General features: G+C 71.8%; 16 protein-coding genes. 5 read left to right on the top strand and 11 right to left on the bottom strand.

Annotated elements, in window-relative coordinates; all coding sequences use genetic code 11:
- Positions 1–10 precede the first annotated feature (10 nt).
- From QSK21_RS28530 to QSK21_RS28515, 4 genes are all read right to left on the bottom strand, one after another.
- Positions 11–1,054, bottom strand: coding sequence for an ABC transporter substrate-binding protein (locus QSK21_RS28530; protein ID WP_285700407.1), 1,044 nt, complete (start codon positions 1,052–1,054; stop codon positions 11–13).
- A 77-nt stretch (positions 1,055–1,131) separates the two neighbouring features.
- A complete protein-coding gene (locus QSK21_RS28525; protein WP_285700406.1) occupies positions 1,132–1,962 on the bottom strand; it encodes an ABC transporter permease in 831 nt (276 codons plus the stop codon).
- Positions 1,962–2,825, bottom strand: a complete 864-nt coding sequence (locus QSK21_RS28520) for an ABC transporter permease (RefSeq protein WP_285700405.1) — start codon at positions 2,823–2,825, stop codon at positions 1,962–1,964. Before QSK21_RS28520 ends, QSK21_RS28525 begins: the two co-directional genes overlap by 1 nt.
- On the bottom strand, positions 2,822–3,637 hold the full coding sequence (locus QSK21_RS28515; protein ID WP_285700404.1) for an ABC transporter ATP-binding protein: 816 nt from the start codon (positions 3,635–3,637) through the stop codon (positions 2,822–2,824). The genes QSK21_RS28520 and QSK21_RS28515 overlap by 4 nt, the downstream gene beginning before the upstream one ends.
- Before the next feature lie 230 nt (positions 3,638–3,867).
- On the opposite strand from QSK21_RS28515, the gene QSK21_RS28510 reads away from it, so the two are divergent.
- Positions 3,868–4,692 (top strand): SAM-dependent methyltransferase, encoded by an 825-nt coding sequence (locus QSK21_RS28510; protein ID WP_285700402.1) that lies wholly within the window; start codon positions 3,868–3,870, stop codon positions 4,690–4,692.
- A 4-nt stretch (positions 4,693–4,696) separates the two neighbouring features.
- Here the strand turns inward: QSK21_RS28510 and QSK21_RS28505 are convergent, their stop codons facing one another.
- The gene (locus QSK21_RS28505) at positions 4,697–5,362 is read right to left on the bottom strand and encodes a dienelactone hydrolase family protein (protein WP_285700400.1); all 666 of its coding nucleotides are present in this window, start codon (positions 5,360–5,362) and stop codon (positions 4,697–4,699) included.
- A gap of 117 nt (positions 5,363–5,479) precedes the next feature.
- On the opposite strand from QSK21_RS28505, the gene QSK21_RS28500 reads away from it, so the two are divergent.
- Entirely contained in the window at positions 5,480–6,892 is a 1,413-nt protein-coding gene (locus QSK21_RS28500; RefSeq protein ID WP_285700399.1) for an RtcB family protein, read from the top strand.
- Positions 6,893–6,913: 21 nt separating this feature from the next.
- On the opposite strand, the gene QSK21_RS28495 is transcribed toward QSK21_RS28500, so the two are convergent.
- Together QSK21_RS28495 and QSK21_RS28490 are read right to left on the bottom strand one after the other, a co-directional pair.
- The gene (locus QSK21_RS28495) at positions 6,914–7,369 is read right to left on the bottom strand and encodes an archease (protein ID WP_285700493.1); all 456 of its coding nucleotides are present in this window, start codon (positions 7,367–7,369) and stop codon (positions 6,914–6,916) included.
- Entirely contained in the window at positions 7,366–8,577 is a 1,212-nt protein-coding gene (locus tag QSK21_RS28490; RefSeq protein WP_285700397.1) for a hypothetical protein, read from the bottom strand. Before QSK21_RS28490 ends, QSK21_RS28495 begins: the two co-directional genes overlap by 4 nt.
- 199 nt (positions 8,578–8,776) lie before the next feature.
- On the opposite strand from QSK21_RS28490, the gene QSK21_RS28485 reads away from it, so the two are divergent.
- On the top strand, positions 8,777–9,349 hold the full coding sequence (locus QSK21_RS28485; RefSeq protein ID WP_285700395.1) for a hemerythrin domain-containing protein: 573 nt from the start codon (positions 8,777–8,779) through the stop codon (positions 9,347–9,349).
- Between the two features lie 30 nt (positions 9,350–9,379).
- On the opposite strand, the gene QSK21_RS28480 is transcribed toward QSK21_RS28485, so the two are convergent.
- Both QSK21_RS28480 and QSK21_RS28475 read right to left on the bottom strand, forming a co-directional pair.
- On the bottom strand, positions 9,380–10,519 hold the full coding sequence (locus tag QSK21_RS28480) for a type III polyketide synthase (RefSeq protein WP_285700394.1): 1,140 nt from the start codon (positions 10,517–10,519) through the stop codon (positions 9,380–9,382).
- A complete protein-coding gene (locus QSK21_RS28475; protein ID WP_285700393.1) occupies positions 10,509–11,486 on the bottom strand; it encodes a ribose-phosphate diphosphokinase in 978 nt (325 codons plus the stop codon). The genes QSK21_RS28480 and QSK21_RS28475 overlap by 11 nt, the downstream gene beginning before the upstream one ends.
- Before the next feature lie 171 nt (positions 11,487–11,657).
- On the opposite strand from QSK21_RS28475, the gene QSK21_RS28470 reads away from it, so the two are divergent.
- Positions 11,658–12,005, top strand: coding sequence for an FAD-dependent oxidoreductase (locus QSK21_RS28470; RefSeq protein ID WP_285700391.1), 348 nt, complete (start codon positions 11,658–11,660; stop codon positions 12,003–12,005).
- Here the strand turns inward: QSK21_RS28470 and QSK21_RS28465 are convergent.
- Entirely contained in the window at positions 12,002–12,886 is an 885-nt protein-coding gene (locus QSK21_RS28465; RefSeq protein ID WP_285700390.1) for a LysR family transcriptional regulator, read from the bottom strand. The genes QSK21_RS28470 and QSK21_RS28465 overlap by 4 nt on opposite strands.
- 79 nt (positions 12,887–12,965) lie before the next feature.
- Here QSK21_RS28465 and QSK21_RS28460 point away from each other — a divergent pair, with 79 nt between their 5' ends.
- Positions 12,966–13,904, top strand: coding sequence for an EamA family transporter (locus QSK21_RS28460; protein ID WP_285700388.1), 939 nt, complete (start codon positions 12,966–12,968; stop codon positions 13,902–13,904).
- Between the two features lie 81 nt (positions 13,905–13,985).
- On the opposite strand, the gene QSK21_RS28455 is transcribed toward QSK21_RS28460, so the two are convergent.
- Positions 13,986–14,561: a peptidoglycan-binding domain-containing protein gene (locus tag QSK21_RS28455; protein WP_285700387.1), complete on the bottom strand. Its 576-nt coding sequence runs from the start codon at positions 14,559–14,561 to the stop codon at positions 13,986–13,988.
- Positions 14,562–14,869 lie beyond the last annotated feature (308 nt).

The raw sequence follows: 14,869 nt of genomic DNA, 5'->3' as shown, positions 1-14,869 counted from the left end.
GAGCCCTCCGTCAACAGGCGTTGTACTTGTTGGTCCACAGCTCGCCCTCGGCGGCGTCGGCCCTCTCGTCGAAGATCCTGAGCTGGAGCATCCGGTCGAGGGTGCGCCGCACCATGCTCGGGTCGAAGCACCCATCGGGTGACAGCGCGGTGTTCATGCCCTGGACGGTGCGCAGGATCGACGCGCGGTCGTCACTGCCGAGGTCGTCGAGGATCTGATCGGTCACCGCCCGGGGGTCGCTCCGCACCTTCCGCGTGGCGGCGGTCAGTGCCCGCCCGAACGCCGCGACGGTCTGCGGGTTGTCCTCCGCCCATTTCCGCGCGGCGCCCCATGCGGTGTAGGCGAAATCGTTCAGATCGGGGACCTCGCCCTTGACGCCGTCGATGAGCACCGTACCGAAGCCCTGCTCGGCGGCGACATACGGGGTGGGCGGGGACAGATGGTAGGCGTCGATCTGGCGCTTCTGGAGGGCCGCCAGCAACGACGACGCGCCGCCCACCGGGATCAGCTGGACGTCGCGTTCCGGGTTCATGCCGACCGAGCGCAGGTAGTACCGCATGTAGGTGTCGGTCGGCGCGCCCGGGGAGGTGATGCCGATCTTGAGCCCGCGCAGGGCCTGGAGCCGGGCCCGCAACGGTGACTCAGGGGTGACGCCCTTCCGCGCGGCGACATCCTTGCGCATGACGAGGGTCAGCGTGACCCGGTCGAGGATGTCGCGCACCAGCACCACCGAGGTGTCGCCCTGCCCGCGCATCTCCACCAGGTCCTCGAACCCGATGTCGGCGAACTGGGCGCCGCCCGAGGCGAGCGCCGCGATGCTGTCGTTGCCGCTCTCCACCTGGGCGATGTCGACCTTCAGCCGCTCCTTGGCGAACAGCCCGTCGTCGCGCGCCACGTACAGGGCCGCCAGGAAGACGTTCGGGGCCGAGGCGACCTTGAGCGTGGTGATCGCGCCCGCGCTCCTGGACGCGTCGCCGCTGGGGCCGCCACCGCCTCCGCACCCCGCCGCCAGCATCAGGACGGCGGCCACGGCCGTCGCCAGGATGGTCTTCATGAGCCCTCCTTGCCGGATCTCCCTGCCGGTTTGTCCTGCCGGTTTGTCCTGCCGGGTCTTCTTGGTCGGGTCGTGGGTCAGGAGGTCCCGCCCCCGCGGATCCTGACGTCGGGCTGCCAGCGCAGCGCCCGTGACAGCGGCCGCAGCGTGACGCTGAGCAGCAGGACGATCGCGGCGAGGACGATCGTCCCCGCGATGACCCCGGCCGTCTGGTAGCGCCCGGCCGCGGCCCTGGTCAGGTAGCCGATGCCGCGGTTGGACGCGATGAACTCGCCCACCACCGCCCCGATCATGGAGGCGGGGAGGGTCGCCCTGAACGCGGCGAGGATGTACGGCAGCGCGCTGGGCAGCATGACCTGCCGCATCGTCCGCCAGGTCGAGGCGCCCATCACCCGGGTCACGTCCAGCAGTCCCTGGGGCACCTGCCGGATCCCCTCGACCGCGTTGATGAACACGACGAAGAACACGAAGTAGGCGGCCAGCAGCACCTTGGGCAGCAGGCCGATGCCGAACCAGAGGATGAACACCGGTCCCAGCGCCACGGCGGGGATCGAGTAGGCCACCAGGAAATATGGCTCGGCGATTCGGTAGGCGGCGCGGCGCAGCGCCAGCGGCCACGCGAGGGCGACGCCCAGCGCCGCGCCGAGCAGGAACCCCAGCCCCGCCGAGGTCATCGTGAACCGGGCGTGGAACCAGAAGTCGGACGAGCCGAACCACTCGGCCAGTTGCTCGCCCACCGCCCGCGGCGTGCTGATGAAGAACGGGCGGACGAGCGTGCCGGACGCGGCGTGCCAGCACACCAGGATGACCGCGACCAGCCCGATCCGGCTGAGCAGCACGGTGACGCGCCTGACCCGGCGGGCACGGACGACCCGCCGCCTCTCCCTTTCCGGCAGCCCGCCGTCCATCACCCGCGCACCTCCACCGTGCCGCTCCACGGCATCAGGCGGGCCTCGACCAGGCGCAGCACGCCGCCCACCGCCATCACCAGGGCGGCCACGACGAGGACGCCCGCGTACACCGTCGCCGTGTCGAACTGCCGCGACGCGCGGACGATCAGGAAGCCCAGCCCTTGCTGCGCGGCGATGAACTCGCCGAGGATCGCGCCGACCATGGCGCGCGAGAACGTCAGCCGGATGCTGGCCACCACGGCGGGGGCGGCGCCCGGCAGCACCACCGTGCGCACCAGCGTGAGCCCGCCCGCGCCCATCACCCGGGCGGAGTCGACCAGCCCGGGGCTGATGGACCGCACCCCCGCCACCGTGTTGATCAGCACGATCAGGAAGACCATCAGCGCGGCCAGCAGCACCTTCGGCAGCGCGCCCAGGCCGAACCACATGATGAACAACGGCCCCAGCGCGATCTTGGGGATGGAGTAGAAGCCCGCGACGAACGGCGCGGTCACCTCCTCCAGCAGCGGCGAGGACACCAGGACGATCGCGACGGCCAGGCCGACGCCCACGCCGAGCAGGTAGCCGAGGCCCGCCTCGGTCATGGTCGCCGACACGTGCGGCCACAGCGCGCCCTCCGTGAGCAGGTCGGCCAGCCTGGCGGCGACGGCGGAGGGACGGCTCACATAGCGCTGGTCGACCACGAGCCCGATGCCGTACTCCCAGAACAGCAGGAGGAACGCGCCGGTCAGCACGATGCCGCCGTAGACGAGGGTCCGCTCCCGGCGCGCGGCCAGCCGGGCGCCGCGGGCGTCGGCGGCCAGCACCTCCTCCGCCCGCCGCTCGTCGCTCGTCCCGGCCCGGCTGGAGAGGACCGTCATGGCCGCGCGTCCCGACGCTCGGCGATCTCGTCCCTGATGTCGTTCCAGAGCGCGTCGTAGAGCTCCTTGAACCGATCGAGCTCGTGGATGCGGAACACGTCGCGGGGACGCGGTAGCTCCACCACGTGCTCGCGTTTGATCCGTCCGGGCCGTCCGGTGAACGTCAGGACCCGGTCGCTGAGCGCGATCGCCTCCACCAGGTCATGGGTGACGAAAAGCACCGTGGGCCGCTGCCTGTCCCAGAGCCGCAGCAGCTCGTCCTGCATGATCACCCGGGTCTGCGCGTCAAGCGGGCCGAACGGCTCGTCCATGAGCACGACGGGGCTGTCGTAGGCGAGCGTGCGGACGATGCTGGCCCGTTTCCGCATGCCGCCCGACAGCTCGTGCGGGTAGTGATCCTCGAAGCCGCCGAGCCCGACCAGGTCGATGAACTCGCGGGCGCGCTCGCGCCGCTCCCGCCTGGGGACGCCGCGGAGCTCCAGCCCGAACTCGACGTTGCGCAGGACCGAGCGCCAGGGCAGCAGGTTGTCGTCCTGGGTGATGTAACCGATCTGCCGGTTGATGCCCTGCACGGGCAGCCCCTGGTAGAGGACCGTTCCAGCGGACGGCCGGATCAGCCCGGCCAGCAGGTTCAGCACCGTCGACTTCCCGCATCCCGAAGGGCCGACCAGCCCGATGAACTCGCCGGCCCGCGCCCCCAGCGTCACGTCCTCCAGCGCCATCAGAGGCCGCGCCGCCCGTCCGCTGGGCACGAACGCCTTGTAGACGCCCGTCAGGCGCACGGCGTCGCCGTCGGTCACTCGATCGGTCACGGGGGCGGGAGACGAGGGGGCCACGGGACGCTCCTCACGAACAACCGGTCTTCCGTCGACCGTATCCCGTCCTTTGTATACCGTCGACACCCATTTTCGATAACCGGCTCAAAAGAACGCGACGGTCGCGATCCGTCCCATACCATACGATGCCCATCGGCCGCCCCCCGGGTCGCCCTTCGGCTCCCGCGGGCGCGCCCTGCCGTCCCCCTCGTTCGTGGGAGGTTGTCATGAGCAGCGACGAGTCTTCGCGTCCACCGGACCGGCAGGAGAAGGAGCCGATGGAGGACATCGACACCAGCGTCCCGCAGTCGGCCCGCATCTGGAACTACTGGCTGGGCGGCAAGGACAACTACGCCGTCGACCGGGCGGCCGGCGACCAGGTGTTGCAGGTCTACCCGGAGATGCCGGACGCGGCCCGCGCCGCCCGGCACTTCATCGCCCGCGTCGTCCGGTACCTGGCGGGGGAGGCCGGGATACGCCAGTTCCTCGACATCGGGACCGGGCTGCCCACGGTCGACAACACCCACGAGATCGCGCAGCGCGTCGCCCCCGACGCCAAGATCGTGTACGTGGACAACGACCCCCTGGTCCTGGCGCACGCCCGCGCCCTGCTGACCAGCTCCGCCGAGGGCGTCACCGTCTACATCGACGCCGACCTGCACCAACCCGAGACGATCCTGGAGCAGGCGGGGCGTACCCTCGACTTCGACCGGCCCACCGCCCTCATGCTGATGGGCATCCTCGGCCACATCGACTACGACGCGGCCCTGTCGATCATCCCGCGCCTCATGGACCGCCTGGCGCCGGGCAGCCACCTCGGCATCTACGACTTCACCGACACCAGCGAGGGGGTCAGGAACGCCGAGCGGCTCTACGAGGAGAGCGGCACGCTTCCCTACCACCCCCGCCCGATCGAGAAGATCGAGGGCTTCTTCCGCGGCCTGGAACTGGTGCCCCCGGGGGTGGTGCACGTCCCCGACTGGCGGCCCGACCCCTCCCCGTTCACCGGCCCGCGCGTGGACGTGGCGGGCGGCGTCGCCCGCAAGCCCTGACCCCTCAGGCCACCGGGACGCGCTGGGTCAGATAACGCTCGAACCAGCGGACCGCCAAGCCCGTCACCACGTCGAGCGTGCCGGGCTCCTCGAACAGGTGCGATGCCCCCGGCACCACCTCCAGCCGGTGCATGGCGTTGTGCATGCGCCCGGCCGCGTCGTCGTTCAGCCTCAGCACCTGGGGATCGCGCGCACCGACGATCAGCAGCACCGGTGCGCTCACCCGTTCCAGCGCGGGTCCGGCCAGGTCGGGACGGCCGCCGCGCGACACCACGGCGGCGACGTGCTCGGCACGCTCGGCGGCGGCGGCCAGCGCGCCCGCCGCACCGGTGCTGGCGCCGAACAGCCCGATCGGGAACCCGGCCGTCGGCGGCGCGTCCACCAGCCAGTCGATCGCCCCGACCAGCCGCCGGGTCAGCAGGCCGATATCGAAGCGCAGCTCGCCCGTCCCGCGGTCGATCTCCTCCTCCTCCGCGGTGAGCAGGTCGATCAGGAGGGTGCCGATCCTCGCCTGGTTGAGCCCCTCCGCGACGGCGCGGTTCCGCGGGCTGTGCCGGGAGCTGCCGCTGCCGTGCGCGAAGAGCACCACGCCGAGCGGCTGGTCGGGCAGGGCCAGATCGCCCGGCAGCGCGGCGTCCTCAAGATCAATGGTCACGTCGGCGATGTTCATACCTCGGGGCTACCCCTCCACCCATGGCCCATGCCGCACGTCCCACCTGCGAAGACCTGCCTGACCGGACGACCAGGGGGCGTGCATGCATGGAGGGACGGAGGGTAGCCCGGCGATATGGACATCGCCGAGGAGGCGCCGTACCGGTTCAAGATCGAGCCGTCCGGCGCGATGCGGGTCCCGGGTGTGGTGTTCGCGTCACGGGAGCTGCTGCGCTCAGCGGGTCAGGCGCTCGACCAGGTGGCCAACGTCGCGACGCTGCCGGGGGTGGTCGGCGCCTCGTACGCCATGCCGGACATCCACTGGGGGTACGGCTTCGCCATCGGGGGCGTGGCCGCCACCGATCCGCGGGAGGGCGGCGTGGTGTCGCCCGGCGGCGTCGGCTTCGACATCTCGTGCGGGGTCCGGCTGCTGGCCGCCGACCTGGACTTCTCCGGCCTCGAACCGGTGCTGGAACGGGTCATGGACGGGCTCGACCCGGCCATCCCCCGCGGCATGGGACGGGGAGCCGTGCGGCGGCTGTCCGGCAGTGAGGAGCTGACCGGCATCCTCACCGGCGGATCCCGGTACGTGGTGGAGCGGGGCCACGGCGACGAGCGCGACCTGCTGCGCTGCGAGGACTCCGGAGCGGTCGCCGACGCCGACCCCGGCCAGGTCGGCCGGCGGGCGCTGGAACGGGGCGGCCGGCAGGTCGGCAGCCTCGGCTCGGGCAACCACTTCCTCGAACTCCAGCGGGTCGCGGAGGTGTACGATCCGGAGGTCGCCGAGGCGTTCGGGCTGAGCCTGGACCAGATCTGCGTCATGATCCACTGCGGGTCGCGCGGTCTCGGCCACCAGATCTGCACCGACCACGTCCGGGCGATGGAGAGGCGGATGCCCGCGCACGGCATCCAGGTGCCCGATCGGCAGCTCGCCTGCGCCCCCGTCGAGTCCGACGAGGGCCGCGCCTACCTGGGCGCCATGGCCGCGGCGGCGAACTACGGCCGCGCGAACCGGCAGTACCTGGCCCAGGCGGTGCGGGAGGTGTTCAAGCGGATCGCCGGTGCGCGGCTCGACCTGGTGTACGACGTCTCGCACAACCTCGCCAAACTGGAGGAGCATCCGGTCGACGGGGAGCGGCGGCTGCTGTGCGTCCACCGCAAGGGCGCCACCCGGGCGCTCCCGCCGGGCCATCCCGACCTGCCCGCCGATCTCGGCGCGGTCGGGCAGCCGGTGCTGATCCCCGGGAGGATGGGCACCTCGTCGTACGTCCTGGTCGGCGTGCCGGGCGCGCCCGCGTTCGCCTCGACCTGCCATGGCGCCGGGCGTGTCCAGAGCCGCCACAAGGCCGCCCGCGGGGTCAGCGGCAAGCGGCTGCGGGCGACGATGGAGGCCGACGGCATCGCGGTGCGGCCGTCGTCGTGGCGTGGCCTGGCCGAGGAGGGGCCGGCGGCGTACAAGGACGTGTCCGCGGTCGTCGAGGCCAGCGAGGGCGCGGGCCTGTGCCGCAAGGTCGCGCGCCTCGCCCCGGTCGGCGTCGTCAAGGGCTGACGGACGCGCCCGTCCCGGCGCTCACACGTCGATGGTGACCGCGCAGGACCAGCCGCCGTCGTTCCGGCCGAAGCGCAGGTCGTGCAGCGACACGGCCTTGGGCACCGCGCCGACCGGCCGGGCCTGCGCGGCGTCGCCGACCGTCAGCCCGCCCGAGATCCCGCCGTCCGGCGTCGGCTCGAACCGGCCCTCCAGGACGATCTCACCCGCGACCTCCAGCAGGTAGATCACCTCGTCCAGGACGGTCACGAGCAGGTCCGCGTCCGGCCCCGGCGGGACGTCCAGCGGCACACGGCGTCGCGGGCGGACCCCGGCGGTCTCGGCGAAGCACTCCACCAGGCCCCGCACCGCTTCGGCGACGCAGGACTCCCTGGACGGTCCCCATGCCTCGATGCGGACGTCCGCGGTGTGCGGGACGGCGCGGTGCCCGGCCTCGCCGCCCCGACCGCCCTGACCGCCGCGACCGGCGGGGCTCAGCGGCGGCTCCCCGTCTCGCGCAGCTCCGCGACCGGGTGCTCGCCCTCGGTGGACAGCCGGTACTCGCCGCCGTACATCTGCCGGTGCTGGTCGATCACGCGCTCGCTCGGCGGCCTGCCGTCCCCGTTGATCTCCCGCTGCATCCTCTCGAACCGCTCGTGCGCCTCGTGGACGTACCCGGCGCCCAGGGTGGTCAGGTCGATCTGGGTGGCCAGCAGGTTCCGCACGAGCTCCTTGTTCGGCTCGAAGGTGACCGGGGCGGGCAGCTCGGCCGCCAGCACGCTCTCCGGGTCGCGGCCGTCGTGGCGGCGCATCAGGTCGCAGGCGATCCGCAGGTGCTCCAGCTCCATGTTCAGGTGCAGCTCCCAGATCCCCTTCACGCCCGGGTCGGTCTCGGTCTCCATGAACGAGTGGTACAGGTAGCACTCGTTGTACTCGTGGTTGACCAGCCGCTCCCACCAGGTCTCGCCCGGGTCCACCAGGGACTCGTAGTGGGTGACGTGCTCCTCCTCCACCAGCCCGATCTCCTGGTAGAGCTGGCGCGCGATCGGCTCCATGTACATCGGGCCGACGTTCATGTAGAAGTTCATCGTCTGCTGCTCGGCCGACATGATGGTCAGCGCGTGCAGCTTGGAGATCGGCGCCGTGGTGTTCCGGTCGTAGGGGTCGCGGACGTTGTCGGCCGGGTCGCGGTGGTGCCGGGCGGTGGGCCGTCCTGGGATCATCTCGGTCAGGTCGCCGATGACCTTCTCGGCCTTGCGGTGTTCGATCATCTCGTACAGGTTGGCGTACCGGTACAGGTGGTCGAAGTCCTCCAGCACCCCGAACTCGTACGCCTGCCTGAGGTACGGGTCGGGTTCCATGCGCGCGACCCAGCCGGTGAGGTCCACCGCTACCTGCTCGTAGGCGATGGTGGTCTCCAGGACCGAGGCTTGTCCGGGCAGCAGCCAGTTGACCGCCTTCTGCTGCTGTTGCTCGATGTAGCGCACCTCGGCGAGTTGCCGTTTGACCTCCGGATCCGGGCAGACCCGGTTGAAGTGGTGGCTGAACATGATCGCCTCCACCTCGATGCCGTTCATCGTGATGATGCGGCACTTGGTGTACGGGTCGGCCCGGTCCGGGTCGACGGGCGCCACGTTGAGCTCGCTCCAGTTGCGGATCTGCCGGTCGAGCGGGATGCCCCGGTGTTCGAGCGGGTTGAAGGCCACGGTTTCACCTTTCTTCGCCGGGACGGTGGGTCGCCCGGAGGCCGATGCATGCGCGCCCGTACCCCCGGCTCGTCCTTCCTCACGCGCCGCCGCCGCGCTTTGCGCAGTGTTTGCCTTGCCGCCGGACGGGGGCGCCGTTTCCGCGGGTACGGGGCACGCACCGATCGACGCGCCGATCAACGTGTGCAAGGGAGCACCGATGACCACGACACCCGCGGTTCCGCAGACCGACGACATCGTCGGGCTGCTGCGCGAACAGCACGGCCGCATCCGGGACCTGTTCGACCTGACGCTCCGCTCGTCCGGACAGGCCCGCGCGGACGCCTTCCAGGACCTGGTCCGGCTGCTGGCCGTCCACGAGACCGCCGAGGAGGAGATCGTGCACCCCATGGCGCGGCGCAGCCTGCCCGGCGGCGAGGGCATCGTCGACGACCGGCTGAAGGAGGAGCGGCAGGCCAAGGAGATGCTGGCCGAGCTGGACGGCATGGACACCGCCGACCCGGCCTTCCTGGACAAGCTGGACCGGCTGCGCATCGAGGTGCTGACGCACGCCCGCGCGGAGGAGCGCTACGAGTTCGAGCGGCTCGGGGACGAGTTCACCGACGGCCAGCGCCGCGGCATGGCGGCGGCGGTGCGGGCGGCCGAGTCCATCGCGTCGACCCACCCGCATCCGGGGACGGAGAGCGCCACCAAGAACCTTCTCGCGGGGCCCGCGGTGGCGATGGCCGACCGCGTCCGCGATCTGATCCGCGCGGCCCGCGACGGCGGGTAGCCCCGGCCGACGGCCGGGTGCGGGGCGGCCTCACCAGCGCAGCAGGACGAGTTCGGCCGAGAAGCCGGGGCCCAGGGCCATGAGCAGGCCGGGCTCGTCCGCCGGCGGGCGCCGCCGCGCGATCGTCTCCTGGAGCACGTTCAGCACCGACACCGAGGAGAGGTTGCCGATCCTCTGCAGCGAGTCCCAGGTCAGGTCCAGCTCGCCGTGGTCGAGCGCGAGCACCTCGGCGATCTTCTCGATGACCTTCGGCCCGCCGGGATGGCACACCCACGAGGACACCCGGCCCGGCGACAGCCCGTGCTCGCCCAGGAAGGAGGAGACGTCGTCGGCCAGGCACGCCTCGACCTGGTCGACCAGGTCGGCCGCCAGCACGATCCGGAAGCCGTGCTCGCCGACGTCCCAGCCCATCAGCCGCGCGGTCTCGGGATAGAGCCTGCTGCGGGTCGCCACCACCCGGGGACCCCGGCGGGCCTCGGCCGCCCGGCCCCGCCCGGCCGCCTCGGCCTCCTCGCGCCGCCCGCCGATCGCCACCGCGGCCGCCGCGCCGTCCCCGAACAGGCCGCTGGCCACCAGGTTCGCCACCGAGTGGTCGTCCTGCTGGACGGTCAGCGAGCACAGTTCCACGCAGACCAGCACCGCCACCTGGTCCGGCCAGGCGCGCAGGTAGTCGTGCAGGCGGGACAGCCCGGCGGCCCCGGCGGCACAGCCCAGCCCGAAGATCGGCACCCGCTTGACGTCCTCGCGCAGTCCGACCCGCTGTGCCAGGGCCGCGTCCAGCGAGGGGGTGGCCACTCCGGTGGACGAGCAGAAGACCAGTTGGTCGACCTGTTCGGGCGCGATCCCGGACGCCTCCAGCGCGCCGCGCACGGCCTGCTCTCCCAGCCGCAGCGCGGTGCCGATGTAGAGGTCGTTGGCGGCGGTGAAGCCCTTGAGCTTCTCGTACTGCTCGATCGGCAGCGCCAGGTTCCGCCCCGACACCCGGGTGGCGTCGTGGAAGCGCCGCAGAAGCCGCTCGTCGGCCTCCGTCCACGCCGCGACCGCCTCGGTGATCTGGTGCTGGTCGTAGTGATGCTCCGGTAGGACGGTCTCTACGGCTGCCACACGCATGAATTCCCCCCGAAATGCCTGCGCTCGATTACTGGTCGTCCGGCCCGTGTCAGCTCTCACCTTCGAAGAGCGTGGTCACCGACCCGTCGGTGAAGACCTCCCGGATGGCGCGGGCGACCAGCGGCGAGATCGACAGCACGGTGAGGTCGTCGAAGTGGAACCCCGGGGGGAGCGGCAGCGTGTCGGTGATGATCAGACGGGAGACGGCGGACGCGGCCAGCCGCTCGGCGGCGTCCCCGGAGAACACCCCGTGCGTCGCCGCGGCGATGATCTCGGCAGCGCCCCGGGCCGCGAGCGCCTCGGCCGCCCGCACGATGGTGCCACCCGTGTCGATCATGTCGTCGACGATGACGCAGGTGCGCCCGGCGATCTCGCCGACCACGTCCTGCACGCTGATCTCGCCGGGACGGGCCGGATCCCGGCGCTTGTGGATGATCGCCAGCGCGCAGCCGGCCCGGTCGGTCCACCGCTCGGCCACCCGCACCCGTCCCGCGTCCGGCGCCACGATCGTCAGCTCGGACGACCCGACCAGTCGCGCGACATGGTCGGCCAGCAGCGGCATCGCGTGCAGATGGTCCACCGGACCGTCGAAGAACCCCTGGATCTGGGCGGTGTGCAGATCGACGACCATGAGCCTGTCGGCCCCCGCCGCCGTGAACAGGTCGGCCATCAGCCGGGCCGACACCGGCTCCCGGCCCCGGTGCTTCTTGTCCTGCCGCGCGTACCCGAAGAACGGCGCCACCACCGTGATCCGCTCGGCCGACGCGCGCTTCAGCGCGTCCACCATGATCAACTGCTCCATGATCCGGTGGTTGATCGGCGCGGTGTGGGCCTGGAGCACGAACGCGTCGCAGCCGCGGACCGACTCCTCGTACCGCACGTAGATCTCGCCGTTGGCGAAGTCCTTCAGCTCCGCCGGGGTCACCCCGGTGCCGAGCCGCCCGGCCACGTCCTCGGCGAGTTCCCGATGCCCGCGGCCGGAGAACAGCATCAGCTTCCGCTCACCGGTCGCCTTGATCCCAGTCATCCGGATGCTCCGCTCGGCGTCCGTTCGGGCCGGCCATTGTCCTCCCTTGAACGATGGTCTGCTCGGCGTTGGTCTGCGATCACGTCACCGAAGGATCGTTGCCCGCGAGTCCGATTACGGCAGCCTCCTACCCGGGTGACCGCCCATAACACCGCGCGGCCCCCTCCCCAGGTGGGTGAGGTCGTTGACATCACGGCGCCGGGCCGGAAATGCTCGGAGCGCATAAAAACGCTGGTCCGCCTGTTCGGCGACCGGGCCGCCGCGCCGGTGGGCCTCGTCGAGCGCGACTGGAACGGTGAAGCCTTCACGCGGGGTGCGTACTCGGCGGTGTTCCCGCCGGGTGCCTGGACGTGGCACGGCTCCGCGTGGCGCGCTCCCGTCGGGCCGATCCACTGGGCGGGGGCGGAGACCTCACCGCGCTGGTACGGCTACATCGAGGGCGCCGTCCGTTCCGGCGGGGCCGCAGCGGAGGCGGTGGCACGGGCCTGCCGAAGGGACGGCGCCGACCGGACGCTCTAGTCCGCCCGCTTGGCGACCTCGTCCAGCGACCGGAGGAACGCCTGGGTCGCGGGGCTGGGGTTGAACTCGCTCCAGATCAGGTACTCGACCCGGGAGGGCCCGTCGACGACCGGGACCGTCGCCAGGCCGGGGTAGTTCCCGGTGATGGCCGAGGGCAGCAGCGCGATCGCCAGCCCCTGGCGCACGATCCGGACGAGCAGGTCCGGCACCGTGACCTCGAAGGCGACGTCGCGCACGAGGCCGGCCGCCGCGAAGGCACGGTCGCTCTGGGCGCGGCCGGGGGAGCGGGCGGGGAAGTCGACGAAGGTCTCCTCGGCGAGCCGCCGAAGACCGACCCTGGCCTCGCCCGCCAGCGGGTGCGTGGCCGGGACGACGGCGACGAGCCGGTCGACGGCGAGCCGCCGCACCCGCACGCCACGGGGCCGGTCGCCCTCCGGCAGCCCGAGCGCCGCGACATCCAGCTCGCCGGACGCCACCTGGGCGGTGAGCAGGTCGCTGCCGCCCACGCGCAGGCTGACCCGCACCTCGGGATGCCGTTCGCGGAAATGCTGGAGCACGGCGGGCATGTCAATGGCCGCGACGGTGGGGATGACGCCGACCGCGAGCCTGCCTCGTACCAGGCCCACCGCGGCGGCGGCCTCGGCCACGGCGCGCTCCGCCGCTTCGAGCGCCTGCCGCGCCGACGGGAGGAACGCCTCCCCGGCGGGGGTGATCTCGACCCGGCGGCTGGTGCGCGCGAACAGCTTCACGCCGAGCTCGCGTTCCAGGTTCGCGACCCGCTGGCTCAGCGCGGACTGCGCGATGAAACACCGCTCGGCGGCACGGGTGAAGTTGCGGGTCTCCGCCACGGCGACGACGTACCGCAACTGCTGAAGATCCATCCAACTATCTTAGAAACAGATAGATGCGATATGAACCATATGTTGGACAGATGGTCGGAAGCGGCCGAGACTTCCGTGCATGACCACCATCACGGCCCCCGACCAGCGGCGGGCGCGGCTCGGGGGCGGGGACGGCCGAGTGCATCCCGGCCGCCACGCCGCGCTCGTCGTCGTGACCGCCCTGGCCCCGATGGCGTGGGGCACCACCTACTCGGTGACCACCGAGCTCCTGCCTCCAGGCCATCCGCTCTTCGCGTCGCTGATGCGCGCGCTGCCCCTCGGCCTGCTCGCCGTCGCGCTCTCCCGGACGCTGCCGCGCGGCGACTGGTGGTGGAAGGCCCCGGTGCTCGGCGTCCTCAACATCGGCGCGTTCTTCCCGCTGCTCTTCCTCGCGGCCGAGCGGCTGCCCGGCGGTGTCGCGGCGACCCTGGGCGCGGCACAGCCGCTGATCGTGGCGGGGCTGGCCGTCGCCGTGCTGCGGGAGCCGCCCTCGTCCTGGCGGTTCGCGTGGGGGACGGCCGGAGTCGTCGGGGTCGGCCTCGTCGTGATCGGTCCCGGCGCGGGCCTCGACGCGACGGGCGTCCTCGCGGGGCTCGGCGGAGCCGCGGCCATGGCGACCGGCGTGACGCTCACCAAGCGCTGGGGACGACCGGCCGGGGTGGGTCCGTTGACGCTCACCGCCTGGCTGCTCTCCAGCGGCGGGTTGTTCCTTCTCCCTCTGGTGTTGCTCTTCGAGGGCGTGCCCGCCCATATCGGCGCGCCGGCCGCCGCGGGCTATCTCTGGCTCGCCACCATCGGGGGCCTGGTCGCCTACGTGCTCTGGTTCCGGGGCATCGGGCGCCTGCCGGTCACCGCGACCGCGCTCCTGGGGCTGCTGTCCCCGCTGGTCGCCGCGCTTCTGGGCATGGTGCTGCTGGGCGAGGTCTTCACGCCCCTCCAGGTCGCCGGGTTCGTCCTGGCGCTGTCCGCCCTGGTCGCGGGCCAGTTCAACCCCTCGTTGAACGGGCGCCGGCCATGAGCTCGCGGGACCTCCCGGCCGGAGGGGCGACCGGGAGGGGACGTTCGGGGCCGCTCACAGGAGACGACGCTGGGGAGCGGCCTACAGGCCGGGCGTGCGGGCGGCCTCGGCGCCCTCGGCGAACATGGCGCGGAAGGTGATGGGCCCCACCAGGCCGTCACTGTCGATGGACTTGCGCGTCTGGAAGTTCCTGACGGCCGTCGTGGTGCGGCTGCCGTAGATCCCGTCCACCGGGATGGCGTCGCCCAGCATGTTCAGCGCGTGCTGGAGGCCCCTGACCAGGTGGGAACGGCGGTCTCCCGGACCGGCGACACCGTGGTCGTAGCGCATCGCGAGCCAGGTCTCCGCGTCGATCCTCCCGGTCCTCGGAAGGTCCCGGGCGTCCTGGTACCTGCCGACGGCGGCGGCCAGCTCCGCGTCGAAGGTGTCGGCATCGGTACGGCAGTCGTCGAAGAAGCCGAACTGGGTCAGGAAGCACCGGGCCGAGGTGACCCGGTAGCCGGTGTCGCCCTGCTGGAGCACGACCCACGGCTGGGCCTCGATGGCCGCCACGACCCGCCGGTCGGTCTTCGGGCCGTCCGCGTGCGCGGCCCCCATCGTCCCGGCGCCCAGCGCGACCGCGACCAGGATCGCGGCCAGGCGCAGTGCGATCTTCATGCATCCTCCTTTTTCCGAGTTGCCCTGCGTACTCAGAAAGGGGGACGCGCTATCGCCTCGGCGGGTTCATGGGAATGGCTGGATAATCTACCTAAAATTGACCTTGAGTATCTTCGATGTCCGATCTTGTCGGGAGGTTTGCCGATTTACAAGATCTTAGGCTGAGTTGATCGTCGAAGCCGCTAGGAGCCCACTGAATAAGGCGTGGTTGGGGCGGGAAGGGCGCCGACAAGGCCGTCTGAGCGGCGGTTCAGGTCAGACCTCGAAGGGCCGACACGTGGTCGCCCTTCCCGCGTGGTCCAGCTTGG

Origin of the sequence: Actinomadura sp. NBRC 104412, assembly GCF_030269515.1 — a bacterium.
Lineage (GTDB): Bacteria > Actinomycetota > Actinomycetes > Streptosporangiales > Streptosporangiaceae > Spirillospora.
Note: the sequence above shows the minus strand (reverse complement) of the source record. Positions and strands in the feature narration are given on the sequence as shown.

What these genes read in the sequence shown, in the direction of transcription:
- QSK21_RS28530 (WP_285700407.1), bottom strand. Translation starts at nt 1,054, where the DNA reads ATGAAGACCATCCTGGCGACGGCCGTGGCCGCCGTCCTGATGCTGGCG.
- QSK21_RS28525 (WP_285700406.1), bottom strand. Translation starts at nt 1,962, where the DNA reads ATGGACGGCGGGCTGCCGGAAAGGGAGAGGCGGCGGGTCGTCCGTGCC.
- QSK21_RS28520 (WP_285700405.1), bottom strand. Translation starts at nt 2,825, where the DNA reads ATGACGGTCCTCTCCAGCCGGGCCGGGACGAGCGACGAGCGGCGGGCG.
- QSK21_RS28510 (WP_285700402.1), top strand. Translation starts at nt 3,868, where the DNA reads ATGAGCAGCGACGAGTCTTCGCGTCCACCGGACCGGCAGGAGAAGGAG.
- QSK21_RS28505 (WP_285700400.1), bottom strand. Translation starts at nt 5,362, where the DNA reads ATGAACATCGCCGACGTGACCATTGATCTTGAGGACGCCGCGCTGCCG.
- QSK21_RS28500 (WP_285700399.1), top strand. Translation starts at nt 5,480, where the DNA reads ATGGACATCGCCGAGGAGGCGCCGTACCGGTTCAAGATCGAGCCGTCC.
- QSK21_RS28485 (WP_285700395.1), top strand. Translation starts at nt 8,777, where the DNA reads ATGACCACGACACCCGCGGTTCCGCAGACCGACGACATCGTCGGGCTG.
- QSK21_RS28475 (WP_285700393.1), bottom strand. Translation starts at nt 11,486, where the DNA reads ATGACTGGGATCAAGGCGACCGGTGAGCGGAAGCTGATGCTGTTCTCC.
- QSK21_RS28465 (WP_285700390.1), bottom strand. Translation starts at nt 12,886, where the DNA reads ATGGATCTTCAGCAGTTGCGGTACGTCGTCGCCGTGGCGGAGACCCGC.
- QSK21_RS28460 (WP_285700388.1), top strand. Translation starts at nt 12,966, where the DNA reads ATGACCACCATCACGGCCCCCGACCAGCGGCGGGCGCGGCTCGGGGGC.
- QSK21_RS28455 (WP_285700387.1), bottom strand. Translation starts at nt 14,561, where the DNA reads ATGAAGATCGCACTGCGCCTGGCCGCGATCCTGGTCGCGGTCGCGCTG.